Origin of the sequence: Streptomyces yaizuensis (assembly GCF_034961445.1) — a bacterium.
Lineage (GTDB): Bacteria > Actinomycetota > Actinomycetes > Streptomycetales > Streptomycetaceae > Streptomyces > Streptomyces yaizuensis.
Genome location: NZ_LC735414.1, coordinates 1 through 21,879 on the forward strand (window position 1 = coordinate 1; position 21,879 = coordinate 21,879).

Below are 21,879 nucleotides of genomic sequence, written 5' to 3' on the forward strand. Positions count from 1 at the left end.
ATGGCGAGAGTTCATCTCATCGTGAACCGCAAGGGTGGCGTGGGTAAATCCACCGTCGTCGCCCAGCTGTCCGCAGTAACCGCCGAGACTCTCGGCGCCGACCCCGAGACCGGAGCACCCTCCGTCGCGGCCCTCTCCGCTGACCCTCAGGGGTCGCTCGGGTTCTGGATGAACCGGGTTGACAAGAAGCCCTTCGACTACATGCAGCTCGAACTCGACGGGCACTCGGCTTCCCCTGTCCCAGGGATGCCCCGCCACCTGATCCCGAGCCCTAGCCTCGACCTGGGCCCGACAGTGCTCCTTGGCCTCGATCAGGAACCCGTACCGGTTCCGGGCAGCGCCCCGGCAAACTTCGTCAAGACGCTGGACGACATAAACTACCTGCGCGAACTGCCCTACCAGCACGTGTTCGTGGACACGCCCGGCTGGATGGAGCTGACGAACGACAAGGCGCTCAGAAAGGACAGCTGGACAGCGGTTCTCATGCGGGCGCTGTTCAAGCAGGCTCACACCGTCATCGTGCCGATGGAGAGTGAGCCCATGTCATGGGAGCCGACGTTCGAGACGATCGAGTACGTCCTCAAGCCCCTTGGCGCCAAGTTCATCGTGGTGGTGAACAACTGGGAGCCCCGCGACGGTTCGCACGAGAAGCACCCCGACCGAGATGCCGCGATCACGTTCATCGATGACAACGGCTGGCCCCGGGCCAACAGCACGATCCGGCATTTCAAGGTGCACAGCAACGCTTCCATGTACGGGATCCTGTGCACCCAGTACAAGCAGAACCGAATGGAACTCAACGCCGCGCTGGACTTCTACCGGCTCGGTCTGGAACTCGGCATCAGCCTCCTGGGCCCTCGCGTCCAGGAGATGGAACAGGTACTCGCGAACCGCGTGCAGCAGCGCCGGCCCCGCAACATGAAGGCAGGTAAGTCGTGACACGCATGGGCCGTCAGCAGGGTCTCTCCAGCATCGTTAGCAACCTCCGGAACAAGGCCCCAGTGGTCGAGGCCCCGGTGGTCGAAGAGGCACCGCCGATCGAACCGGTCGATGCGTCGTGGCCGCCCGCCGAGCCGGTCGACGACGTGGCCCCCGAGGCCGCCGTGCCCGACCAGCGGGCCCCGGATGCCCCGCCGGAGATGATCGAGGGCGAGGTAATCTCCGAGACCGTGCACCAGGAGCCCGACGAGGCGGCCGCAGAACCGCCGTCTGCTCCCGCGTCGACCGAACTCGTCTTCGCTGGCTCCAGGGAGGTCCTGGCCGCCCAGCGCGTGCGGCTGCTTCCCAGGCTGCCCGAGATGGTCCACCCTCCGGCGGAGGCGACTCCGGCCGAGCAGCTGGAGCATTACGAGACCATCATCTCGGGCGCGGACCGCAACCTCGCGCTGCTCCAGGAACTCACCTACCGGGAGAAGGTCCGCTACATCGGCTGGGCGGCCCTCCCGATCCGGGAGGAGGAGCTGTGGAACAAGGACCCGGAGCGCAAGTTCGAGTCCTTCGATGACTACTGCAAAAAGCAGCTCGGGTACGGCGCGGACTACGTCAACAAGTGCATCCGAGCTCTGCCGATCATCGACATCCTGAGAGATGTCACCGCGAAGGAACTGCGCGAAGGGCCGGTGCGCGCCCTGGAGCGCGTCTACAAGGCCCTGGGCGGCGGCCTCGACCCGAAGAAGCACACACCCGAAGAGGTCGAGGCTGGGCATCAGGCCGGAGCGGAAGCCGTCCTGGCGACCTGGGAAAGGGCCGAGAAGGCGGGCTCGACCAGCGCCCGCGCCCTGGTGCAGGCGGCGGTCCAGCTGAGCTACCTCAAGGCCGGCACCAAGGAGACCGCAGAACTGGCGAAGGACCCGAAGCCGGACCCGACGCCGAAGGAGTGGGCAGCCCTCTGGCTCAAGCCGCTCGGCGACCAGCTCGCCACCGCCGAGCCTAAGCAGCTCGCGACAATGATCAAGGAGTCCCGGACCCTGCTCGACCGCTACGAGGCCCAGCTCAAGGAACGCCAGGGCGCCGCCCGCAAGAAGAAGTAGGTCCGAAGACAAATTGTCTTCCGGGTGCCCCCGGCCGCCACCCCGGCGCCGGGGGCACCCCCATGCCGCTGGGCCTCGCCCTCCCGGCACGGCACGGGCCCTCACAGCCCGCCACAGGGCACAATCGGCTCATGAGCACCCAAACCCCTACCGCCCTGATCCCGGGCAGCCACAGGCATGTCTTGATCCCCCCTGCCCCGCTCCCGGATCCGAAGGTGACGGCCGCCCTCGCGCACGCCGAGTTCGGCCCCCTCCGTGCCCTGTCCCTGGCCCTCCACAGCCTCTTCCGGACGGCACCCCTTCCATGAACACCCCCACATCCCTGACCGGTGTCGCGGTCCCCCTCAACGCCGATCTCGCCCTGCTCATCCAGAGCCTCGAATCCATGCGCGACGCCGTCATCAAACTCTCCACCACCCGGCAGCGTCCGCCCGAAGCCGCCGACGACATCCGCTACGCCGGCCTCGCCGCCGAAACCGCGGCCGTCCTTCTCCACGCCGCCCTCAACCGGGACACCGACCACACCACCGTCGCGGGCGTCGCGACCGTCCTGCGCGGCAACGCCTGCCACCTGACGACACGCCTCGCGCATGCCCTGACCAGCAGCGACACGCCCACGTCCCCCTGACGACACGTTCGGACCCCGTACGGCTGCGCCCCTCGTGCGCCGGGGTGACCCTTGCGCTATGGACGCTTCCGCATATGCACTGACCGCCGCGCTGGCCTTCGGACTCGGCGTCATCTTCGCGTGCGGACTGGGCCTCGGGCTCGCCGCCGCCGTACGCATCTCCCGCCGGATCGAGCGCGCCGAACGCTGCATGACCCGGCCCACCCCGCCGGCGCCCCGCGCCCGCCCCCGCGAACCGTTCTACGCGGATGAGTACGGCGCCGACCCGACGATGGTCCGCCCCCGCGCCCCGCACCAGCCCGCCCCGGCGGAGACACCACATGCGTGAACGCGCCCCCCTGCCCTTCCTCGCCTGGTGGGACCGGTACGGCACCATCCTGGAGACCACCGCCGTCACCACGGCGTACGTACTCGCCGCGTGCACGTCCGGCACCATCCTGGCCGTGGCCGCAGCAACCCTGCTTACCGGGGGAGGCCATGGCTGACGACTTCATCCCGCACCAGGGCCGCCGTCCCTCCCACCCCTCCCTCAGGGGCGCCTACGCCCTGACCCCGCGGACCCCTCTGCGCCGGACGATGGCACTGATGAGCGCCGTCACCCTGTCGGTGTGCATCGTCCTCGGCTGGGCGTCCATCCTCGTAGCGCATGTCCTGACCCCCGCCCTCCGCTGACCCCGTCCTGCGGACCATGGTCTTCGCGTGGGCGGAGATGGAGGGCGTACCGCGGCATCGCCGCCGAGCTGAGGCCGGGCACCGCCCAGGTGGGGGCGTCAGGACGCGGCGGTCCGGGTTCGCCTAGAACCCCGGGGTGTCGATGATGATCGGCTTGTACGTGTTCATCTCCGGGATACTCGAAAGAGACGGCTGAGAGTCCAGGTCGAGTAGCTGCACACGCTCGTGGGTGGGGGCCAGCAACGGCTCCAGCTCAACCTCTACGACGGTCTTGTCCAGACCTCCCGCGACTGACGGAACGAGGCCGTGTTCCTGAGCGCTCATGTCAATACCCTCTCGGAAGTGGTTGCCTCGACAGGGTACGTGTGGGTACCGGCAGTGCGGTGCCGATCCTGGAATGTCGGCATGCCGGGCTACCCGACCTGCCTGGGAGGGGCCTCGTCCAGGGCGGTTCGGCGTCGGCGGGAGACCCAGTAGGCGCGTTCGCGGGGCGGGAGGAGATCGTAGGTGAGGCTCCGCAGCCCCGAGCGCCCGTTGATGTCTTCCGGGACGACGAACCACACACTGCCCCGGTCCGGGTTGGGTGTGACGGGGTGTCCGGTCAGCAGGAGGTTCCAGGTGTCCTCGGTGCCGTTGTCGCGGTCGTCGTGGACGGTGACGGTGCCGGTGACGCGGTGCGGGAGCTGCCGGTCGTTCTCGTGGGCGTCGTGGTTCTCGGAGAGCTGGAGGATGGTGAACGTCTTCTGGAGGTAGACCCGGATGGTGCCCGGGGTGCCGGAGGAGTCGCGGCCGGGCACGATGACCGGTGTCGGTGCTGGGGTGATGCGCAGGTCCGTGCCCGTGGAGACGATCAGATCCCCGTCGAAAGCGGCCTGGACGGGCCAGCCGGAATGGTTCTCCACCACGACTGCGGCCTGGAGGACGATGCTGTGGTGCTGGTCTTGGGGGAAGTGCCAGGAGTGCCCAGAGGGCCAGGGGTCGACCGGCATGCCGCCGGTCACCGAGGCCGCGAGCGGCGGCCACACGGGAGGAATGAGGCGGACGGTGACCTGGGGGGCGCCGGCGTCGAGGCGGGAGCGGGCTGTGTCCAGGGCGACGGTCTGGGAGGTCTGGAGGGCCGATTGGGAGATGCGCAGGGCGGCTTGCGAGACCTTCAGGGCCCGGCGGGTGAGGGCGGACTGCCAGGCGACGACGCCGAACGCGCACGCCGTCGCCACGGCGGATATCGCCGTCCAGTGGGTTTCGTTCATGGACAGTGATTCTGGCTGCCCCCGCTGGCGGGGCCAACCCGGGGTGCCGTACGTCCCGGAAGGGGGTGGGCAGGCTCCCGTGCCGGTCAGTCCAGGTCGACGGATGCCAGGGTCACGGCCAGGGCCAGGTAGGGGGTGGCTCTCACGCACCGTTCCGCCGCAGCACTCGGGTCGGGCGCGTCGGGGGCGTCGTTGAGCGCCACCAGCCCGGTCAGCATGGTGGACTCGACCGCCGCGTCGAGGATTTCGTCCACGGAGAGTTCGCCGGCGGCCGCCAGTTCGCGCACCAGGGCGACGGCCTGCTCGGGGTCGCGCCGCCATGACGCGGCGACCTCGTCGCCCGCACTGATCAGTTCCGCTGCGGCAGCGTGCTCCGCCGTCGGCAGCGGCACGGCACCGGGCGGCCCGGGAGGCCCCTTCAGGAAGTCCTGTGCCCGCGCCACGACGTGCCGCGCGGCGTCGGTGCGCGCGGCGGCTTCCTGCTCCCGTGCGACGGCGGTGGGCCACCGGGCCCGGTCCTCACCGCGGGCGTGGTCCAGCAGGAGGGGCGCGCTGCGGGAGAGCTTCTTGAGCGGCATGAGGTCGACCGTCACGGCATCCTGGCCGGGCGGGGCGGTGGCGAGTGGCCAGTACACCGCGCGCGCCGCTTCGGCACACGCGCCGATCAGTTCGGTGAGGGCGGCGATCAGCCGCGCGTGGCGGCGCCGGCGGGCGGGCAGGTCCGAGCGGTTCGGTGTCACGGTCACCTGTGCACTATGCCGCCCGCCGCAGGCCGGGCGGGCAGGTTTCGGCCTCCCCGGCGGCGGCTTTCGGGCTCACCTTGGCGACGCCTCTTCCGGCGTGTCTGGGAGGCGATCAAGGGTCGCGGGTACGGCAGTTTCATGAGGCCCGGCCAGCTACCTGTTCTATGTCGGATAACGGGCGGCACACCCCTTCCCGGCCCGCACACGCGCGGCCCCCTCCCGCACATTTCCCGGTACCGTGACCACCCAGCAGGTCAGTGGGTGGTGTGCCGCCCGTTATCCGACATAGAGATGCAGGGGTGAAAGACCATGGCCGACGGCCCGGACCGGCACGGAGGGCCCGTCCGGCAGCACGCGGTCGAGCAGCACGGCGCACCGGGCCCCGACCCGTACGCCGTGCGTGAGGACTGGCTCGCCACCGGCAAGATATACGGCGCCGACCGGACCTACGGCCCCGAGTCCGCCGAGAACTATCGGCGCGACCTCGGCCAGCTCACCCCCGACGGCTACTCCCTCGACCTCATCAAGCTCGCCGACTGGCGGCTCGCCCGCGACACCGCCGCCCGCGCCGCCGTACCGTTCGACCGGCCCCCGCCGCCGCTCGGCTGGATCCCCTTCGCCGGGCCGCTGATCTGGGAGGCCACCCCCCTGCACGTCGACACCTGGCTCAACCAGTGGAAGACGGGCGCCGCCCGGTCCCGGGCGCGGCGCCGAGCCGCCCTCTACGCCTTCTACGAGCACGCCCGGACCTGGCGCATCGTCCCCGGCAACCCCGTCACCGCGATCCGGCCACCCGCCACCAGCGACCTCCCCCGCCGGATCACCCTCACCCTCCGCGAAGCCGGCATGCTGCGCTCCGCCGCCGACCTTTGGGCCACCCCCCGCGACCGCCTCCTCCTCTACCTCCTCCTCGCCCGGCTCCGCCCCGGGCAGGTCTGCGGCCTCCACATCGACCGCACCTACCCGGAGCAGCACCGCACCGTCTCCCGCGTCCCGGTCAAAGGCGGCTGGTTCGACCGCACCCCCTGGGAATGGCCCCCCGAAGCCGTCGAAGCCCTGAACAGCTACCGACCCCACCGCGCCCACCGCCAGCCCCACAGCGGACCCGGCACCGGACCGCTGCTCACCTCCCGCTACGGCAAACCCCTCACCGCGGACACCGAACCCCGCCGGGTCGTACGCTCAGTCGCCGAACTCCACCCCGGGCTCGCCCACCTCGCCCCCCGGCTCACCGCCGACGGCGTCAGCCTCTCCCCCAGCCCTTTCGCCGACGACGACCTGGAGCAACCGGCACGGCCCGGCGGCCGGGGCGCGGCGAGCAGCGGCGAGCCGGGAAGGGCGCCGGTGGGACCGCCGGGTGATCAGCGGCGCAGGACGTTGCCGAGTTCGCCGCGCACGAAGGCCGCGACTATCCCGGCGACTTCCGATGCCCCGGCCTCGGAGGCCGGGGCGACGATCGGCATGACGGACGCGTAGGGGGCGGCGGCCGCGAACGCCCAGCCGCCGTCGCTGTGGATGCGGACGTCGATGTCGGCGTCGCCGTGGTAGCCGCCGGGCGGGGTGTCGGGGCCGCGCCCGACGATGACGCCCGCGTCACCGAGGCGGGCGGTGATCCCGAGTTCCTTCAGAGCTGCTACGAGGTGGCCCTGTAGGGAGATGATCTGTTCGACGGTGCGCTCGGGCGTGAGGGTGCTCTCGTACTCGTACGGGCGGGCGACGACGTCGAGCGTGCCGCCCGCCAGGTCGGTCGTCCGCTTCCAGTCGTCCGGGGTGATGCCGTGCTGCTCGCCGGCAGACCACAGGGTCGTGAGCAGCCGTGCCGCGTGCTCCAGGATGCTCGGCGCGTACAGCGAGCGGCGGGAGGCCGACGCCTTCTCCACGGCGGCGTACGCCTCGGTGCAGTCGGGTCCGGTCATCGGGCTGTCCTCTCGGTGGTCCGGTCGGGCCGTACGGGGGGATGCTGGGAAGAAGTCTGCCAGGAGCCGCAGATGGCGGTGTGTTGGCCCCTGCCGATACGGTTGGCCCCGTGGAGACGGTGCACCAACTTCGAGTGTCGATGCCGGATATCGAGCCGGTGGTGTGGCGGCGTATCCACGTCCACTCGCGCACTCCGCTGTCCGGGCTGCATGCCGTCATCCAGGTCGCCATGGGGTGGGACGACGCCCATCTGTACGAGTTCGGCGCCCAGTGGGAGACGTACGGGCACAACGGCCACGAGCCCTCCGCCCACACGGTGGCCGAGGTGCTGCCCGAAGTAGGCAGCGGCGCGGGGTACGTGTACGACTTCGGTGACCACTGGACCCACCACATCATCGTGGAGAAAATTCACCGGCCCGCCCCGAGCACCTGCTACCCCAGGTGCAGTGCCGGCCGCCGGGCCTGCCCGCCCGAGGACTGCGGCGGTCCGCTCGGGTACGAACGCACGCTGCGGGCGATCCGGGCGCGCAAGGGTCCCCGCTATCGCGAGCTGCGCGAGTGGGGGCTGCACAGGTACGACCCGGCACGCTTCGACCGCGACGAGGTCAACCGCGGCCTGTCCGACCCGGGGTCCATCGGCTACCCCGAGCCCGCTCCGTGGCAGCGGGCAGTTGTCGATCTCTCCGGCTACCGGTATCCGGGCGAATCCGCGACGGCCGGTCAAGACGTTGACCACCCCCAGGCCGGGGCAGCGGTGAAGCCGGACCTCCCCGGGCCCGCCGCTGAAGTGGTCAAGACGTTGACCACGCCCGAGTCGCCCCCCGGCGTCACGGACGCCGTCGACTCCGTCCTGGACGCGCTCGATCAGGTCGAGAAGGCCCGCGCCCTGCTGGGCGCCTCGTTGCGGGCCGAGCAGGCGAGGACCGGCGCCAGCGCCAACGAACTCGCCGAACGTGTCCGTGGCGCGATGTCCCGTCCCTTGGTGCTGAAGGCTCTTCGGCGCAGCGACTGACCCGCCCGGGGCGTGTCCTGTGCAGGCCGACGGTCGGGGACGGGGGGGCCTGGAATGGCGCTGGCCGGGAGGCGCGTGCGCCGGTCGGGGCCGATCGTCGGGGTATGGACGACGAGGATGACGCCGGGGACGGCGAGGCGGTTGCGTGCGCGCCGTACTGCGGGTGCGGGAACCGATACTGCGCGGCCTGTCCGGGGTGCGGGGACTACATGGGCGACTGCAACTGTCCGGTGACGGTGTACCTGCTGGGCGGCGGCACTGCGGAACTGTGAGGCATCCAGCCAAGGTGAGCCCAAAAGCCGCCACGCGTGCTACCTAGAGCGGCGGAGCTTCTTTGCGCAGCTCAGGACACTGATCATGAGTGCAGGCATGTTAGGCAAGGACGGCTTGTTCATGAGCCAGGAAGGTGTTTCGCCCGAAACACCTTCTGGTACTTCCGTTTGAACGTGACGGTCAACGGACGGGATCAGAGGACGTTGCCCTGTTTGCGGAGCGCGGGGGCGGTACTCACGGGGTCAGCTCCTCTTCGGTGCGGACGACCGCGTCGCCGAAGCGGTGCCGGCCGTCCCAGACGAGGACGCGCCACTCGTAGGCGTCGTCGGAGTCGACCTGAGCCAGGGTGTCCCGCAGCACCCGGGTGGCGAGGTCTCCCATGGTGGCGAGGGTGGTGATGGTCCAGGCCCGGCCGGAGGTCAGCCAGACGCCGGGAGAGGACCCGGGTCGGTACTGGTTCTCGTAAGTGAGGACGACGCCCGGTAGCGCGCGCAAGCGGACCCAGTGGCAGGAGCAGTTCTCCCCGCACACCCCGCAGTCGTCTTCGTCGGGGGAGGTGCACGGGCATTCGAGGCCGGCGGCGGATGCGAGCCAGTCGGCGCGGTGCTGAGTCATCGTGGCCTCCAGCCAAGGGAGGGCGGTGGCGGGCCGACGCCCTTTGGCAGTGCTCATCACCCGGGGGGATAGAGGGGTGGAGCAGGCAGTCGGCCCGCCAGACCGAGGCGCGGTGTCCTCTCGGGTATACAACCATGGGCGGGTGCCGCAGGATGCGGCTGGTTGCGCATCGGTTACGAACCATCCCCTGTGAGGGGGACGTTTGCGGACGCGATTGATCGAGTGGGGTCATGCCTTCGACAACGTGTGCGCTTTCGCTCGGTAGCGCGTTCGCTGCGCTGGCGGTTTCCGTTTTGGCTTCGGCTGGGTGATGGGAAAGGCGCGGCCGCCCCAAACGCCCCAGGTCTCGCCTTCGGCGAGGGCGGTTGCAAGGCAGTGTTCGCGGACGGGGCAGTCCTGGCAGTCGCGGATGGCGGAGAGGCGGACTGCGCCGACGGTGGAGAACCAGCGGTCGGGTTCGATCCAGCAGGGCAGGCGGTAGGAGCGGGGCAGCGCGCTGATGGCGTGGTGGAGGGCCTGGCGTTCGGTGCTGACCCTCCCGTCGCACAGAATGTCCGTGATGGAGTCATTGATCATATATCCGAGCGTACGTACGGATTGAGCATCCCGCCCTGCGGTGCCGGTACCGTGCCGTCATGACGCTCGCGCACGCCCCAGCGGCCGCCGATCACCTGGATGTGTCCCCGGCGGTCTCCCGCCTCACCCCCCTGACCGGCGGCCGGCCGGACGCTGATGCCGCCCTGGTGGTGGATCAGGGCCCGGCGTGGCACTGCACCGTGACCCGGGAGCAGTCGGGTCACGGGTTCGCGGCCGCGCTGAGCGTCCGTACCGCAGACGTGGCCGCGCGCCGGGCCCTGGCCGCGCTGTGGCGCGGGATGGAGGCAGTGGAGCTCGGGGCCGGGGCGGACGGGTGGGCGCTCGAATCGTGGGTGTGCGACGGGCCGGGCCGCTGGGTGCACGTCGGGGTGCCGTGGCTCGCCGAGGTGGACACCCAGCCCAGGAGGGACGACGGCGCGGTGCAGGTGCTGTGCGGCACGGTGCGGTCGCCGTCGCGGCCGTGGCCGGCGGACGCGCCGCCAGTGTTCGTGGACGAGTCGACGGGGCGGGTGTACCCGATGCAGATCGAACCCCACATGTTCTTCACCGTCGGCGTGACGACGCTCGCCCCTCCCGCCTGAAGCCGGGGCACCCCCTACATTTTCCGGGAGCAAAACCGCAAAGGCTTTCAGTCTTTGAGGCGTTCCGCGCTGGAGGCCCACCAGAGTCCGAGGCGGAAGGTGTCGCCCGGGGGGATGTCCAGGGCGTCGTACACGTTCGCGAGGCGTTTTCCGACGGTGCGGGGGTTGATGCCGATCTCGGCGCCGATCTCGGCGTGGGTCTGGCCGGCGGCCATGCCGCGCAGGATGACGCGGGTGGCGGGGGTGGTGACGGGCCGGTCGGGGAGGTCGGGCTGCGCGCCGGCCGGGTAGGCGCCGGGCTGCGGGCCGTTCTCGTCCAGCACGCGGAGCCGGTAGTCCTGGTGGAAGTCGACGGGCCACACGGAGTGCCTGAGTGCGACTTCGAGGAGGAAGACGGTCCGGGCGTCGGGCAGGCCGTCGCCTTTGAGGATGCGGCCGATGGTGACGTGGCTGATCCCGACCGCGCGTGCGGCCTCCCGGCCGCTCATGGCCTCGGCGTGCAGGACGTCGCGCAGGCGGCGGGCGACGGCCTGGGCGATGTGGGCGCTGGGCGGGGCCGTCTCGCTGAGGACGGCGTCGGGCCACGTCCCTCTCGCGACGTACTGCGCGGGTGTGTCATCCGGTGCCTCGCGCACGTCCCATCCCCGGGTCACTGTCAGCACGGCCATCTGTACTCCCTGATTCTCTCGGCTCGTTGGGCCGCGTACGGCACCGCCCCACCACTGGTAGGGTTCACGACCATAAAAGAGTAGGCGCTGACCCTTCGGTGTTCGTCCGGGACCGGGTCGCGCCCGGATCCGACCGACTGAACCCCCTGGAGGGGCACGGCCATGGCGACGGTGTACGCGGGGATCGACTGGTCGGACGGCTGGCTGGACTGCGCCGTGGTCCACCGCGACGGGACCCGCCTCGGGCACTGCCGCATCACCCGCGCCGGCAACACCGACCCGGTCGGCGAGTACCTGGCGTTCCTCCAGCGCCACAGCAGACTGTGGCGCGGCGTGCCGACCGCGATCGAGGACCCGTCGCTGCTGATCGTGGAAGACATGCTCGCCCGGGGCATGACCGTGGTGCACGTGGACGCGACGCTCGCGGCCCGTACCCGCAAGGCGCAGAGCCCCGGCGGCGAGCGGAAGAACGATGTGGAGGACGCCTACCTCCTGGCGGGGATGCTGCGCGGCGGGGCGTTCCGGCCGCTGGCGCTCGCGTCGCCGGAGGTGCGGGCGATCCGGGTCCTGGCCCACGCCCAGGCGGCGGCCGTGGCGACCCGCTCGCGGACCCTGAACCGGCTGCGGACCGTGCTGACGGCCTACCACCCCGCTGCGGTGACCGCGTGGGGCAAGCGCGGGCTCCGGCACCGTGAGGCGCGGGCCGTGCTGGCGGTCGCCTCGTCACCGGGCGCGGCCGCCGCACTGAGCCGCGCGCAGTTCGCGGCCGCGCTGCGGGCCGGGGGCCGGTGGCGGACCGTGGTTGACGAGGCCGAACGTCTGTGTCTGCTGTTTCTGCGGTCCCGGGGGCTGCGGGTTCACCCGGTGGTGGAGGCGGCGCGGGAGGTGGAGATGCTGAGTGTCCTGGACGAGCTGACCCAGGCGTGCGTCCGGGCGGACGGTCTCGCGGAGCGGGTGTCGGTGTTGTTCGGCCGGCACCCGTACTACCCGGTCCTCGTGTCGTTTCCCGGGGTGGGGGACACGATGGGAGCCCGGATCCTCGGTGAGATCGGCGACATCGGCCGGTTCACGGTGCGCGGGCTGTGCGCGTACGCGGGGGTGACCCCGGTGACCTGGTCGTCGGGGACGATGCGGCGTGATTCCCTGCGGCGGGCGGTGAACGGGCATCTGCGCAGGGCGCTGACCCAGGCGGCGATGACCTCGCTGCTGCATTCGCCGGGGGCCGCCGCGTACTACCGGGCACGCCGGGAACGCGGCTGCGCGCACTTCACCAGCCTGCGCGCGGTGGGCGCGCGGATGGCCCGGTGCCTGCACCACTGCCTGACGCACGGTGAGGCGTACGACGAGGAGGCCGCCTGGGGCCCGGCGGGCCGTTGAGACCGCCGGCCGCCGCAGGGGCCCCGGGGTGGTGCGGGCCGCGCGCCCGCACCGGGTGCCCCGGGTCCTGGGCGGCCGGTTCGCGGACGGACGGGCGGGACACGCCCGTATCTATCCCCTGGGCCCTGAGCCCCACCGTGGGAATCGGCACCCGGCCGTCCGTCCGCACCCCCCAACTCCCGCCAACCGCACGTCACATACATCATTCTGGTAGTGTTCTCTACCGGAGGCGGGGGTGGGGCTCACACCGAACCCCCGCCTCCGCAGGCCCGGCCGCCCAGATCCACGGGATCCCTCCCCACCGTTGTGGGGGTCTTCGACACGGGCTCCCGTCCCCGCCCGTCCGGGGATGGCCCCTAGGTGGGGCAGGGGTGCGCCGTGCTCCCCGCACACGCGGGGATGACCCGGAGATCCGGCTCATCGGCCAGGGCTCGGGGAACTGCTCCCCGCGTGCGCGGGGATGAGGTCCCACTGCGGGGCCGGACCACCCCTGGAGGCGGTCCGGCCCCGCAGTGCGCTCTCCCCGCAAGCCGGACCGCGCCCGCCTATCCCCCACGGGCCCCAGCAGCCACAGTTTTGGTCAACTTCGGTAACTCTCGCCATCCCGCTCCTTATGGCTGAAGACAGCGGCGTTCCCGGGACCCGGCCTTCCCGAGCGGGTATGGTGGTACGCCATCGGGCCCGCGCACGGGCCCAAGCCGCAAGCCGCTCCAGCCCATGACTGGGGGTGGGGCGAAGGTACGCGGGGTCCCGAAAGGGGTCCGGGCGCATCAGTGCGCAGCGCAGCATCATCTTCCGTTTGCCCACGCAGCCTGAACTCCGCGTGCGTGCACGGGTCATGGGTAACCGCGCGCGCCCCAGAGGAGTGATCTGCTGTGGTGAAGCGTCAGCGCAAGAAGAGCCGGGACCGGCGGCGTGCCGAGAACACCGGGGTGGCCCGGGTGACGGCCGCGACCGGCACGGTCCACCAGCATCCGATGTTCGACCTGTCGGTCCTGGCCGGGCTGCCGTACGCGGCCGGCCGGCCGGTGAACGTGGGGCTCGCGGAACGGATGGTGGCCGCGTGCCGGGCCGGCTGCGAGCGCTGCCAGGAGACCGTCCCGCTCCAGGTCGTCGCGGACCGGCCGACGCTGGCCGCCCTCGCGGGCGCGGTCTACGGTCTGTCCCTCAACGCGGGCGCGGTCCAGTCCCCGCGTGTGTCCGGGGCGACGCGGTCCTGGGTCCCGCTCGCGCAGGCGGCCCGGGAATCCGGCGACGGCGCGGTGGCCCTGGCCGCCGTCGAGGCACTGTCCGACGAGGACGCCGCCGCCCTGCTGGACGACGTCCTCGACCACTGGGCGGCCGCCGGGGCGAGCGCGGACGAGATCGCCGCCCTCGTCCGGGCCGTTCTCCCGCCGGAAGAGGAGCCCGCGCCCGGGACGGAGAAGTCCGGCGGCCGCAAAGAGGCGCCGGAGGGCCCCCGGGTCGCTCAGGGGGAGGCGTACCGGCCTGTCGGCGGGGGTCTCATCGCCTTCCCCGTCGCCTGGGGGGCCCGGGAGCTGCTGAGCACCGGCGAGATCGCCGCCCTGGTCCGGCACGCGGAGAAGTCCGGCGGTCCGGGGGCGCCCGACCCGCTCATCTGCCACCTGTGCGACGGGCCGGTCGACATCGAGCGGGAGGTCGAAGTCCACCTCGGGCTCGTGCTGCTCCAGCCGCAGGGCGAGGAGGAGACGCTGATGCCGGTATGGACGCACGAACGGTGCGGGCACACCCGTGTGTGGTCCTGGTCCCAGCTGACCGAGGAGCGGCACCGGCGGGGCCTGCCCGTCTCCCCCGCGGACCTCCCCGCACAGCGCACCGTCCCGGCGGAACCGAGGGAGGGGGACTTCTACGTGTTCACCGAGCCGCCCGGCAGCCCTCCGGTGTTCTACCTCCAGCCCGGGACTCCGCCCGAGCACGAATGGTCGGGGTGGCGCGCGGATCATCTCTCGGCCGGGCTCCCGCCGCTCGACCTGACCCGGGAGCAGGCCCGCGCGCTGCCGGAGTGGACGATCGCGTCGAACCGTGACCGGCTGCGGTGGATCGCCCGCCGGGGCACGGGCCGCTGGTACCAGCCGCCCAGCCCGTGGAAGCCCGGCCCGGCCTGGCTGGCCGCCGCCCGCCGCCACGGCAGCGCGATCTTCCTCACCGCTCCGGCCGGCTCCGTCCCCACCGCCCGGCTCGCCGCCGGCACCGGGGACCTGTCCCCCCTAGCCGCCGTCGGCCGCGCGGGGCTGCTGTTCGGCGCCCGGATGACCATCACCGGCTGACGCCTGCCCAGCGCCCGGGGCCGCGCCTTGCGTGCGGCCCCGGGCGCCGGAGCGGCCCTTGCGGCCGCCCGGCACCCATCACCCACTACGAGGGGGAGACCCGCATGTCCACCACCCTGTCCCTGCACGAGATCGCCCGCCGCGCCGGTGTCGGCCGCGCGGCCGTCGCCAACTGGCGCCGCCACTACCCCGACTTCCCTGCTCCCTCGGGCGACACGGGCCACAGCCCCCGGTTCCCGGAGGACGCCGTCACCGGCTGGCTCCACTCCCACGGCAAGATCCCGGTGCAGCCCACGCCCCGGGACACGGCCGGCGGCAGGATGGCCGCCCTCCAGCTCGCCTCCCTCATGGTCGGCAACGACTTCGCGACCAACCAGGTACTGGAGACCCACGTGGCCGGGCTCACCGGCACGGAGCGCGCCCAGCTCGACCTCCTCCGGAACTTCGCCACCATCGCGGACGTCAGCACCTCCGTGGTCCCGGTCCTCATGGGGGTCGGTGAGCAGGCCGTCGCCGCGCTCACCACCCTCAGGGGCGCCGACGGCGTGGCCGACTGGCTCAGGATCCAGACCCTCGCGGTCGAGGAGCACGCCGACCCGGAGCAGCACCTCGGGGACCTGGTCGTCCTCGCGGCGGCGTCCATCACGAACGACGAGGCCGTACGCGACGGCGATGACCCCCGGATCCCGCACGGCCGGATCTGGCGCCGCGTCACCAGCTGGATCCGCCCCGGGTACGAGGCGGAGGACCGCGTCGACCTGCTGCTCTCCGGGGGGTGGCTGGCCGCCAGCTGCTGGTTCCACGTCTTCGGCGGCGACCGGGAGCGGGCCGCCGCCCACCTTCTCACCACCAGCCTGAAGTTCCGGAACTACGACACCGAAGAGGGAAGCGCATGAGGGCCGACGACGAGACGTACGAGACCGGCACGGAGACCGACCTGTCGGCCGTGGCGGCCGGCCCCAGGATCACCCTGGACGAACTGGGCACCGAGCTGGCCGCGATGGACCTGCGGCTGCGGCAGCTCGCCCGCGCCGCCGAAGTCCCCGAGACGCCGGTCGAACTCACGGAGGCGATCGACGCCCTGCGCCGCCACGCCTCCTTCCTGCGCCAGCTCGGCGAGGAGATGCGCTACCTCGGCCGGGTCACCGCCGGCGACGTCCCGCTCGCGACGACGTTCCAGCAGGGCGATCCGTGGGGCCCGGCCGCGCGCGGCACCGACCGGCAGGCGTACGGGGGGCCCGCGATCGTGCCCACCGCGGCCCAGCTCGTCCACCTCGCCCAGCGGGCCGAACGCGGCTGGGCCGAGGAGACGACCACCTACCCCGAGCACATGACCGGGATCGGGATCGGCTGGGAGTCCAAGGCGGCCACCGCGCGGCGCCGGCGCGAGCGGGACGCCGCCGTCGTCCGCGAGGCCCGGCAGACCAGTTGCACCAGCTGCCAGGCCGGGCCCGGGGAGGAGTGCCGTACGAAGTCCGGGCGGGTCACCGAGCAGCCGCACGCCCCCCGCCAGAGGGAGGCAGAGGCCACAGTCGACGCCCGCCTCGGCGCCCTCGGCACCATGCCGGTCGCGATCCCCGCCTCCCTGCGGTGACACGGATGACACCACAGCTCAAGGACACCCGGCCCACCGCCACCGTGACCTTCACCGGAGGCCCGGCGATCACCGTGTACGGACCCGAATTGCACCGCCCGGCACTGCCGTCCAGCGGCGGCGAGGCGGCTGTTATCTCGGGTCGAGGGCGTGAAAGCGCAGGTCAGGACCCTCCGAGAGGGTAAGACATGTGAGGCACGCTGGGGCCAACCCTGTTTCGACCGAACCGGGTGTTTGTTCACCCTCTGAACGAACAGAGGAATACCCTGGTCTTCGGGTGTTTGTTCATCCCTGCGACCGTCTTGGGAGGCCCCCTGTGTCCGAGGTCCCTTACGGGTTCGACTGCCAGCGGCTCCGGGCCGCGCGGGAGAGTCGGCGGCTCTCCGTCGCGGAGATCGCGGCAGCGGCCGGCCTCAGCGACCGGGCGGTGAGCTTCTATCTGGCCGGTACCCGGCATCCCCGGGCAGAGATCCTTCCGCGCCTGGCACGAGCCGTGGGTCTGGACGATCCGCTGGACCTGTGCGACATCGGCGACGGCGAGCGGATCGTCCACCTGCGGGTCAGAGCGGGTAAGAGCCGGGCCCAGCTCTCCGGCGAGCTGGGCTGGCATCCCGAGACGTACCGGGAGTGGGAGACCACCGGGGAGGCCGAGGGGAAGATGCGGGGCCCCCGGGACCGATGGGAGCCAGATCCGCAGCGACCGGGGTGGGGCTGGATGGTCAACACCCCGTTTTTCACCCGCCCCGTGATCGAGCCGGGCCGGATGACCGGGGACGGATGGCATCCGGCCCGGCTCGGGCCGTGCGAATACGGCAACCCCGAGCACCAGGCGCTCTTCGGCGTCCCCGCCGAACGGCTGTCGCAGGCCCTCGACCGCACCCGCGCCTTCTGGCGGGTCGAATGGGCACAGCGTACGGCCCGTTGGGAGCGGGACAATCCTGAGTTGGCCGCAGACATCAAGCAGGCCGCCGCCGCCCTCCGCCGTCCCTGACAGGGTGCACGTGCCTGAAAACCCCTGGATATCCGTGAGGCATGTACTCAGACCCACTCGTTGCCTCACATGCCTCTCGGGCACCAGCGGCCCTAGATAAGCTACGAGGAGTTCTTCGGCCACATCGAGCCCGACCGGCCCGGCATCCCCTGGCCCACCGCCTCCGCCCGGATCGAACAGCCCGGCAGCACGCCGTACGAGGTGACCGACGCCCACGTCGAAATCAGCGGCTACGGAGGCCGCATGGACTTCCTCAGGCTCACCTGGCCCGCCGCAAAGGGCCGGACCCTTCCCCAGTGCCACGGAGCGCAATGAATCCCTCGGCCCCGCCCCGGTCAGCCGGAGGCGGTGCCGGCGGCCGGATCCGGCTGGCACACGTCGCACACCTCGGCCCCGTCGGCGACTGCCTGCCGGGCCTGTGCGGCGGTGAGCCGGTCACTGCCGGCCAGGGGGATCCAGCACTCGCTGGTGTGGAGCGCCGGTCCGGCGACCGGATACGCAAGGACGAACCCTGACGGGGGCGGCGGGGTGCTGCTGCGGCCACCCGGCCCGGACTGCCCCTCGCCCGCCCCCGGCCGGGTGCGGGCGAGGCGGGCCTCAATGGAGGCGATCCAGCGGTCGGTACGCGCCAGATCCGCGGCCTGGACCCGGCGGAGGAAGCGCAGCTGCTCAAGCCAGTCGGCATCGGAGCCAGCGCCTGGCCGGGGCACGGTCAGCCGCCGTCCCCGGCCGGAATCGCCGCACCGTGCTTGAGGGCCGTACGCGCCTTCACCAGGGTCGGCCCGGACAGGCCCTTCCAGTGCTTGTGCGTGACGATCAGCTGCGCCAGGTCCAGCATCTGAGCGTGGAGCCGGTCCACCTCCGCGGCCTGGTCCGGGGTGTAGCCGGGGCTGTCCGGCCGGCTGCTGCGGTAGCCGGGGTGGCGGCGGTCGTCCTCCCACCCGGGCAGCGGCGCGGCCGACCACGGCAGCTCCCGGCACAGCGCGCCGTACTCGGCCCGCACCTCGTGGAGCCGCGCCTGCGCGTCACGGAGATCGCCCGGGAAGGTGTAGTCGTCAGCCATGACTGAATGATACGTGTGTTCGATTTCCGATCTTGAGCTGACCCCCGCCGCCTCCGCGTGGCGGGCCTGCGCTCTTCTTGATGAGGCCAGGCGATCACGGGTCTGACCTGTGGATTCCCGCCCTGCTTAAGGTCTTGTGCGCCGATGCCCCGTGAGGCCCTGCTCGGTCTGGCACGAGAGCGACCGGACGCGGTGAGGCTGTGGTGGTGGGTCGGGCCGGGCCCCGACCCACGCCGCAGTGGAGCCGTAGGACGGATACCGGCTGCAACGAACTGCGCGGCCCCCTGTGACGGTTCCGGCGGGGGTGGCGGGTTCGATGATCGTAGCGCTACCGGATCTATGATCGCCAATTCCCTGATCAGCTAACTCAGTTAGAGCGGTGTTGTGCGCCTCGCCGACCAGTCGATGCCCTGCGGTTGGCCGAGAAGAGGAAACGGCTGCGGTGGGTGCGGATCCTGCGACACCCGGGAGCCCTGGTGGTCGGCGGCCTGCCTCAGGGCGGCGACGATCACTTCATGGGCGGCCCGCCATCCCAGAGCGGCGTCCCCAGCTAGCCCGGCCGGTAGAGCGCCGGCGTCGCGTGCCAGGTTCGCCGCGCGGGCGAACACCCCGGCCTCGACGAGCGTCACCGCCTCCTCTCCGGTCAGCGGCCAGAGCCCGAGGCGGGAGTCGCCAGCCGCGACAGCCAGGCGCTTCCGGACATCACGGGCACGGGCCCGATGGTTGATCGGTTGGGTGTCGGCCACCCGGGCACCGTATGGGATCCCGCCCGACTCGGAGGGCGAGATCGGGACCTCGGGCCGAAAAACTTTCGCGTGCACCGGACATCTACCACTGGTGTCGGGGAGAACGCGGGCAGCAGGCCCGAGGGCAGCAGCTCCTCTTGGACGTGCGGTTCAAGCTGGAGGTCGTCAGCCGGAAATGAATCAGGACAGTCGCCCGCCCCTGCACCTCCGCGTACGCTCAGAACGGCCCTCAGACCTTTGGAGGAAGTACATGAAGGTCACTGCCCCGCAACGACCTGCGGACCATTTGGTCTTGGCCCCGACCGACGATCCGGCGCCGGTCGAGAAGGCCGTCGCTGACGGCGTCGTGGGCGACTACCCGCCCGAGACATTTCTGTGGATCATCTTCCGCCCACCCGAGGGCGGAGTACGGATCTGGCATGCCTGGACCGATGGAGGGCACCAGCTCGGGGACCAGGTTGACAGGATGGCCCTGGCCTCCGGGCTTGATGCTGCGGACTGGCTGGACGTCACCTCCCGGCACGAGCGAATCAGCCGCCGTGGCCGGGTTGAAATCAGGGCATACGCGCTGCGCCCGGTGTTCGGGGACGTCCAGTCCGGTGTCCGCTGCCTGGAAGACCGGCGCGAGTACCTGCGGGGCCTCATTCGCACGGCTACTGAGATGACCGGGCGGCCAACGCTTCCCGGCATCCCTCGGTGGCAGGGTGTGGGACCGGCTCTCACCAGCCGCAAGTACTAGGGGGTGCGCGCGAAGGTTGTCTCGTTGCCGCTACGAGCGGCACCGGAGTAAATAGCTAATTTACTCCGGTACTTCGGGTAGGGTGCGGGCCGTGGCGCCGGACCTGCCGGCCCCGCACTTGAGGGAGGGAAGACGGTGACGAGCCTGCCCACGCGCGTCGACTCGCACGGCAACGAACGCGAGGCCAGCGCCATGGAGGTGAACCGGGCGGAGGGGACCGCCATCCGGATCCGCCGGGAGGTTGCCGAGATCCGGGCCGCCGCTGCCCGGCTCGCGGCCGGCACTACGGCGGAGAAGGCGGTCGCGGACTTCCTCACCGTCCAGGCCACGATGCTCGAACGCGCCGGCGGCACCCCGCAGCGCGCGGACGGGATGCGCCTCGATGACGACACCGTCGACCAGCCCGGCCAGTTCCCCAGCCCGGCCCGCAGCGCCCTCCTGATCGCCCGCGCCTACCTCGCCACCGGCGGGTGACCGGCATGGACGCTGCGGCGTGGAACGCCCTGTTCCCGGTCAGCACTCAGGTCACCGCCTACCCGGGCACCCGGCAGGACCCCGGCGTGGAGACGTGGACCCGCAGCACAGCGTGGACCCTCAGCGGTACGCCGGTCGTCCTGGTCCACGGCCACGCCGGGGGCATCGCGCTGAGCCACGTCGACCCCGTGGTGGAGGAGGGGCTGTGCCCGCGTTCAAACGCCTGACCGCCGCCGACCTGGACCGGCTGACCCGCGCCGAACTCCTGGATCGGATCGAGAAGGAGGGCGCCTACTGGGACCGCAAGGTCGCGCGCGGCATGACCGCCGATGACGCTGCCGCCTACCAGGAGTTCAGCAGGATCCTGCACGCCGCCCTCAACCCGGGCGCGATGATCCAGCATGCTACCCGTTTCGTGCAAGGGCACGGTGACAACGGCTACTGGGCCCAGAAGCCGGGTTCCCGGGAGCTGCCGTGAGCGCGGCGGCCACAGTGGCTCCGGCAGAGCCGTGCGGGGTGACGCTGGGCGCGGCCTGGCGGGAGTGGCTGGACGAGGTCTTCGGGGACCGGCCGGGGACGTACGGCCGGTACGAGCTGACGCTGCGGCGGGTCACTGCGCACCTGGACCCGGAAGGCACCCGGGACGTGGCCACGGTCACCGGCCACGAATACTTCGCGGCGCTGAAGGCACTGTGGGGACAGCGGATGCCGGCAACGTGGAACGCGAACCGGGCCGCTGTGTCGTCGTTCCTCAGGTGGGTGCGCGACTTCGCCGAGTACGCCGAGGTGAAGCTACCGCCGCGCTGCACCTCCCGGACTGTTGTCCAGGACGACACGAAGGCCGTCGACCGCGAAGACCTCGATGATCTGTGGGACGAGGATGCTGTTCCTCTGCGGGAACGGGCGCTGTGGCGGGTGATGTACGAGTCCAGCTCCCGGGCCAAGCCGGTCCTCAAGCTGAACGTGCCAGACGTAGACCTGAAGCGCCGGCGGGCGCGGGTCCGGCTCAAGGGCGGCCGGGTCGTGTGGATCCATTTCGGGGAGCTGGGCGCCCGGTGGCTGGGTGAACTGATCGGCGACCGCACCAAGGGTCCGGTGTTCCTCACCCTGCGGCGGCCGTGGAACTGGGCGTCCCGGAGCTTGGATGACATGGGCCCCGAGGGCTGCTTCCGACTCTCCTACAACCGTGCCGAGGAGATCTTCAAGGAGTGGACCCGCGCGCTCGGCCTGTCCGGCGACGGCGTGACGTTCGACTTCCTGACCCTGCACCAGCTCCGGCACTCCCGGCTGACGCACCTGGCGGAAGACGGTACGGACACACCGATGCTCCAGCAGATCAGCGGGCACAAGGACCCGCGGACTCTGCACCGGCGGTACACCCGACCGTCGTCGGCGGCCGTAAGCCGGCACATGCGGCTGGTCGACCAGCGGGACGCCCAGCGGCGCCGTCAGACCGTCCGCAAGCGGCCGGTGGCCGCACGACCCCGAGGACTCCCCGGAGCCCGGTCCCGGGCCAGCCGCAGCCGCTCCCCCGGCGCAGACCGGCCGGGCTGAACCCAGACGCCCGGCACTGCTGGCGCCTGAATGGTGTTGGACGGTTTGCTGTCCGGTGGGGCCCGGC

At 71.6% G+C, this 21,879-nt stretch carries 30 protein-coding genes; 20 read left to right on the top strand and 10 right to left on the bottom strand.

The features are described from left to right. Positions 1 to 21: 21 nt before the first annotated feature. From SYYSPA8_RS37075 to SYYSPA8_RS37100, 6 genes are all read left to right on the top strand, one after another. A complete protein-coding gene (locus SYYSPA8_RS37075; RefSeq protein ID WP_323451943.1) occupies positions 22 to 939 on the top strand; it encodes a ParA family protein in 918 nt (305 codons plus the stop codon). A 5-nt stretch (positions 940 to 944) separates the two neighbouring features. After that, positions 945 to 2,030, top strand: a complete 1,086-nt coding sequence (locus SYYSPA8_RS37080) for a hypothetical protein (protein ID WP_323451944.1) — start codon at positions 945 to 947, stop codon at positions 2,028 to 2,030. A gap of 304 nt (positions 2,031 to 2,334) precedes the next feature. Then, positions 2,335 to 2,658: a hypothetical protein gene (locus SYYSPA8_RS37085; RefSeq protein ID WP_323451945.1), complete on the top strand. Its 324-nt coding sequence runs from the start codon at positions 2,335 to 2,337 to the stop codon at positions 2,656 to 2,658. A 58-nt stretch (positions 2,659 to 2,716) separates the two neighbouring features. Further along, positions 2,717 to 2,986 (top strand): hypothetical protein, encoded by a 270-nt coding sequence (locus SYYSPA8_RS37090; protein ID WP_323451946.1) that lies wholly within the window; start codon positions 2,717 to 2,719, stop codon positions 2,984 to 2,986. Continuing rightward, complete coding sequence (locus tag SYYSPA8_RS37095; protein WP_323451947.1) at positions 2,979 to 3,143, top strand: hypothetical protein; 165 nt, start codon at positions 2,979 to 2,981, stop codon at positions 3,141 to 3,143. Before SYYSPA8_RS37090 ends, SYYSPA8_RS37095 begins: the two co-directional genes overlap by 8 nt. Beyond that, on the top strand, positions 3,136 to 3,330 hold the full coding sequence (locus tag SYYSPA8_RS37100; protein ID WP_323451948.1) for a hypothetical protein: 195 nt from the start codon (positions 3,136 to 3,138) through the stop codon (positions 3,328 to 3,330). Before SYYSPA8_RS37095 ends, SYYSPA8_RS37100 begins: the two co-directional genes overlap by 8 nt. A gap of 123 nt (positions 3,331 to 3,453) precedes the next feature. Here SYYSPA8_RS37100 and SYYSPA8_RS37105 read toward each other — a convergent pair whose 3' ends face one another. From SYYSPA8_RS37105 to SYYSPA8_RS37115, 3 genes are all read right to left on the bottom strand, one after another. Further along, positions 3,454 to 3,654: a P-loop NTPase family protein gene (locus SYYSPA8_RS37105; RefSeq protein WP_323451949.1), complete on the bottom strand. Its 201-nt coding sequence runs from the start codon at positions 3,652 to 3,654 to the stop codon at positions 3,454 to 3,456. A gap of 89 nt (positions 3,655 to 3,743) precedes the next feature. Continuing rightward, positions 3,744 to 4,580, bottom strand: a complete 837-nt coding sequence (locus tag SYYSPA8_RS37110; protein ID WP_323451950.1) for a hypothetical protein — start codon at positions 4,578 to 4,580, stop codon at positions 3,744 to 3,746. Positions 4,581 to 4,666: 86 nt separating this feature from the next. Continuing rightward, positions 4,667 to 5,326, bottom strand: coding sequence for a hypothetical protein (locus tag SYYSPA8_RS37115; protein WP_323451951.1), 660 nt, complete (start codon positions 5,324 to 5,326; stop codon positions 4,667 to 4,669). 306 nt (positions 5,327 to 5,632) lie between these two features. Here SYYSPA8_RS37115 and SYYSPA8_RS37120 point away from each other — a divergent pair, with 306 nt between their 5' ends. Further along, the gene (locus SYYSPA8_RS37120) at positions 5,633 to 6,799 is read left to right on the top strand and encodes a hypothetical protein (protein ID WP_323451952.1); all 1,167 of its coding nucleotides are present in this window, start codon (positions 5,633 to 5,635) and stop codon (positions 6,797 to 6,799) included. On the opposite strand, the gene SYYSPA8_RS37125 is transcribed toward SYYSPA8_RS37120, so the two are convergent. Next, complete coding sequence (locus SYYSPA8_RS37125) at positions 6,685 to 7,239, bottom strand: hypothetical protein (protein ID WP_323451953.1); 555 nt, start codon at positions 7,237 to 7,239, stop codon at positions 6,685 to 6,687. The genes SYYSPA8_RS37120 and SYYSPA8_RS37125 overlap by 115 nt on opposite strands. 110 nt (positions 7,240 to 7,349) lie before the next feature. On the opposite strand from SYYSPA8_RS37125, the gene SYYSPA8_RS37130 reads away from it, so the two are divergent. Both SYYSPA8_RS37130 and SYYSPA8_RS37135 read left to right on the top strand, forming a co-directional pair. Next, complete coding sequence (locus SYYSPA8_RS37130; protein WP_323451954.1) at positions 7,350 to 8,252, top strand: plasmid pRiA4b ORF-3 family protein; 903 nt, start codon at positions 7,350 to 7,352, stop codon at positions 8,250 to 8,252. Between the two features lie 104 nt (positions 8,253 to 8,356). Continuing rightward, positions 8,357 to 8,524 (top strand): hypothetical protein, encoded by a 168-nt coding sequence (locus tag SYYSPA8_RS37135; RefSeq protein ID WP_323451955.1) that lies wholly within the window; start codon positions 8,357 to 8,359, stop codon positions 8,522 to 8,524. Positions 8,525 to 8,759: 235 nt separating this feature from the next. Here SYYSPA8_RS37135 and SYYSPA8_RS37140 read toward each other — a convergent pair whose 3' ends face one another. Together SYYSPA8_RS37140 and SYYSPA8_RS37145 are read right to left on the bottom strand one after the other, a co-directional pair. After that, positions 8,760 to 9,197 (bottom strand): hypothetical protein, encoded by a 438-nt coding sequence (locus tag SYYSPA8_RS37140; protein WP_323451956.1) that lies wholly within the window; start codon positions 9,195 to 9,197, stop codon positions 8,760 to 8,762. 171 nt (positions 9,198 to 9,368) lie between these two features. Next, positions 9,369 to 9,716: a WhiB family transcriptional regulator gene (locus tag SYYSPA8_RS37145; RefSeq protein WP_323451957.1), complete on the bottom strand. Its 348-nt coding sequence runs from the start codon at positions 9,714 to 9,716 to the stop codon at positions 9,369 to 9,371. A gap of 59 nt (positions 9,717 to 9,775) precedes the next feature. Between SYYSPA8_RS37145 and SYYSPA8_RS37150 the strand changes: the two genes are divergently transcribed. Next, positions 9,776 to 10,318 (top strand): hypothetical protein, encoded by a 543-nt coding sequence (locus SYYSPA8_RS37150; RefSeq protein WP_323451958.1) that lies wholly within the window; start codon positions 9,776 to 9,778, stop codon positions 10,316 to 10,318. Between the two features lie 47 nt (positions 10,319 to 10,365). Here the strand turns inward: SYYSPA8_RS37150 and SYYSPA8_RS37155 are convergent, their stop codons facing one another. Next, positions 10,366 to 10,986, bottom strand: a complete 621-nt coding sequence (locus SYYSPA8_RS37155; RefSeq protein ID WP_323451959.1) for a helix-turn-helix transcriptional regulator — start codon at positions 10,984 to 10,986, stop codon at positions 10,366 to 10,368. A gap of 162 nt (positions 10,987 to 11,148) precedes the next feature. Between SYYSPA8_RS37155 and SYYSPA8_RS37160 the strand changes: the two genes are divergently transcribed. The 5 genes from SYYSPA8_RS37160 to SYYSPA8_RS37180 all read left to right on the top strand — a co-directional run bounded on the left by SYYSPA8_RS37160 (position 11,149) and on the right by SYYSPA8_RS37180 (position 17,236). After that, the gene (locus SYYSPA8_RS37160) at positions 11,149 to 12,363 is read left to right on the top strand and encodes an IS110 family RNA-guided transposase (protein WP_323451960.1); all 1,215 of its coding nucleotides are present in this window, start codon (positions 11,149 to 11,151) and stop codon (positions 12,361 to 12,363) included. Positions 12,364 to 13,238: 875 nt separating this feature from the next. Then, on the top strand, positions 13,239 to 14,651 hold the full coding sequence (locus tag SYYSPA8_RS37165) for a hypothetical protein (RefSeq protein ID WP_323451961.1): 1,413 nt from the start codon (positions 13,239 to 13,241) through the stop codon (positions 14,649 to 14,651). Between the two features lie 104 nt (positions 14,652 to 14,755). Further along, positions 14,756 to 15,547 carry a helix-turn-helix transcriptional regulator gene (locus tag SYYSPA8_RS37170; protein WP_323451962.1) on the top strand — a complete coding sequence of 264 codons (792 nt, stop codon included), beginning with the start codon at positions 14,756 to 14,758 and terminating at the stop codon, positions 15,545 to 15,547. Next, on the top strand, positions 15,544 to 16,245 hold the full coding sequence (locus SYYSPA8_RS37175; protein ID WP_323451963.1) for a zinc finger domain-containing protein: 702 nt from the start codon (positions 15,544 to 15,546) through the stop codon (positions 16,243 to 16,245). The genes SYYSPA8_RS37170 and SYYSPA8_RS37175 overlap by 4 nt, the downstream gene beginning before the upstream one ends. A gap of 316 nt (positions 16,246 to 16,561) precedes the next feature. Beyond that, a complete protein-coding gene (locus SYYSPA8_RS37180; protein WP_323451964.1) occupies positions 16,562 to 17,236 on the top strand; it encodes a helix-turn-helix transcriptional regulator in 675 nt (224 codons plus the stop codon). Between the two features lie 335 nt (positions 17,237 to 17,571). Here SYYSPA8_RS37180 and SYYSPA8_RS37185 read toward each other — a convergent pair whose 3' ends face one another. The 3 genes from SYYSPA8_RS37185 to SYYSPA8_RS37195 all read right to left on the bottom strand — a co-directional run bounded on the left by SYYSPA8_RS37185 (position 17,572) and on the right by SYYSPA8_RS37195 (position 19,045). Then, on the bottom strand, positions 17,572 to 17,946 hold the full coding sequence (locus SYYSPA8_RS37185; protein ID WP_323451965.1) for a DUF6233 domain-containing protein: 375 nt from the start codon (positions 17,944 to 17,946) through the stop codon (positions 17,572 to 17,574). Between the two features lie 2 nt (positions 17,947 to 17,948). Next, positions 17,949 to 18,299, bottom strand: a complete 351-nt coding sequence (locus SYYSPA8_RS37190; RefSeq protein WP_323451966.1) for a hypothetical protein — start codon at positions 18,297 to 18,299, stop codon at positions 17,949 to 17,951. Between the two features lie 371 nt (positions 18,300 to 18,670). Then, positions 18,671 to 19,045, bottom strand: a complete 375-nt coding sequence (locus tag SYYSPA8_RS37195; RefSeq protein ID WP_323451967.1) for a hypothetical protein — start codon at positions 19,043 to 19,045, stop codon at positions 18,671 to 18,673. A gap of 292 nt (positions 19,046 to 19,337) precedes the next feature. On the opposite strand from SYYSPA8_RS37195, the gene SYYSPA8_RS37200 reads away from it, so the two are divergent. From SYYSPA8_RS37200 to SYYSPA8_RS37220, 5 genes are all read left to right on the top strand, one after another. Further along, positions 19,338 to 19,784, top strand: a complete 447-nt coding sequence (locus SYYSPA8_RS37200; RefSeq protein WP_323451968.1) for a hypothetical protein — start codon at positions 19,338 to 19,340, stop codon at positions 19,782 to 19,784. Positions 19,785 to 19,919: 135 nt separating this feature from the next. Further along, entirely contained in the window at positions 19,920 to 20,258 is a 339-nt protein-coding gene (locus SYYSPA8_RS37205) for a hypothetical protein (RefSeq protein WP_323451969.1), read from the top strand. A gap of 5 nt (positions 20,259 to 20,263) precedes the next feature. After that, complete coding sequence (locus tag SYYSPA8_RS37210) at positions 20,264 to 20,485, top strand: hypothetical protein (RefSeq protein WP_323451970.1); 222 nt, start codon at positions 20,264 to 20,266, stop codon at positions 20,483 to 20,485. Continuing rightward, complete coding sequence (locus SYYSPA8_RS37215; protein WP_323451971.1) at positions 20,464 to 20,736, top strand: hypothetical protein; 273 nt, start codon at positions 20,464 to 20,466, stop codon at positions 20,734 to 20,736. The genes SYYSPA8_RS37210 and SYYSPA8_RS37215 overlap by 22 nt, the downstream gene beginning before the upstream one ends. Further along, entirely contained in the window at positions 20,733 to 21,812 is a 1,080-nt protein-coding gene (locus SYYSPA8_RS37220; protein WP_323451972.1) for a tyrosine-type recombinase/integrase, read from the top strand. The genes SYYSPA8_RS37215 and SYYSPA8_RS37220 overlap by 4 nt, the downstream gene beginning before the upstream one ends. Positions 21,813 to 21,879 lie beyond the last annotated feature (67 nt).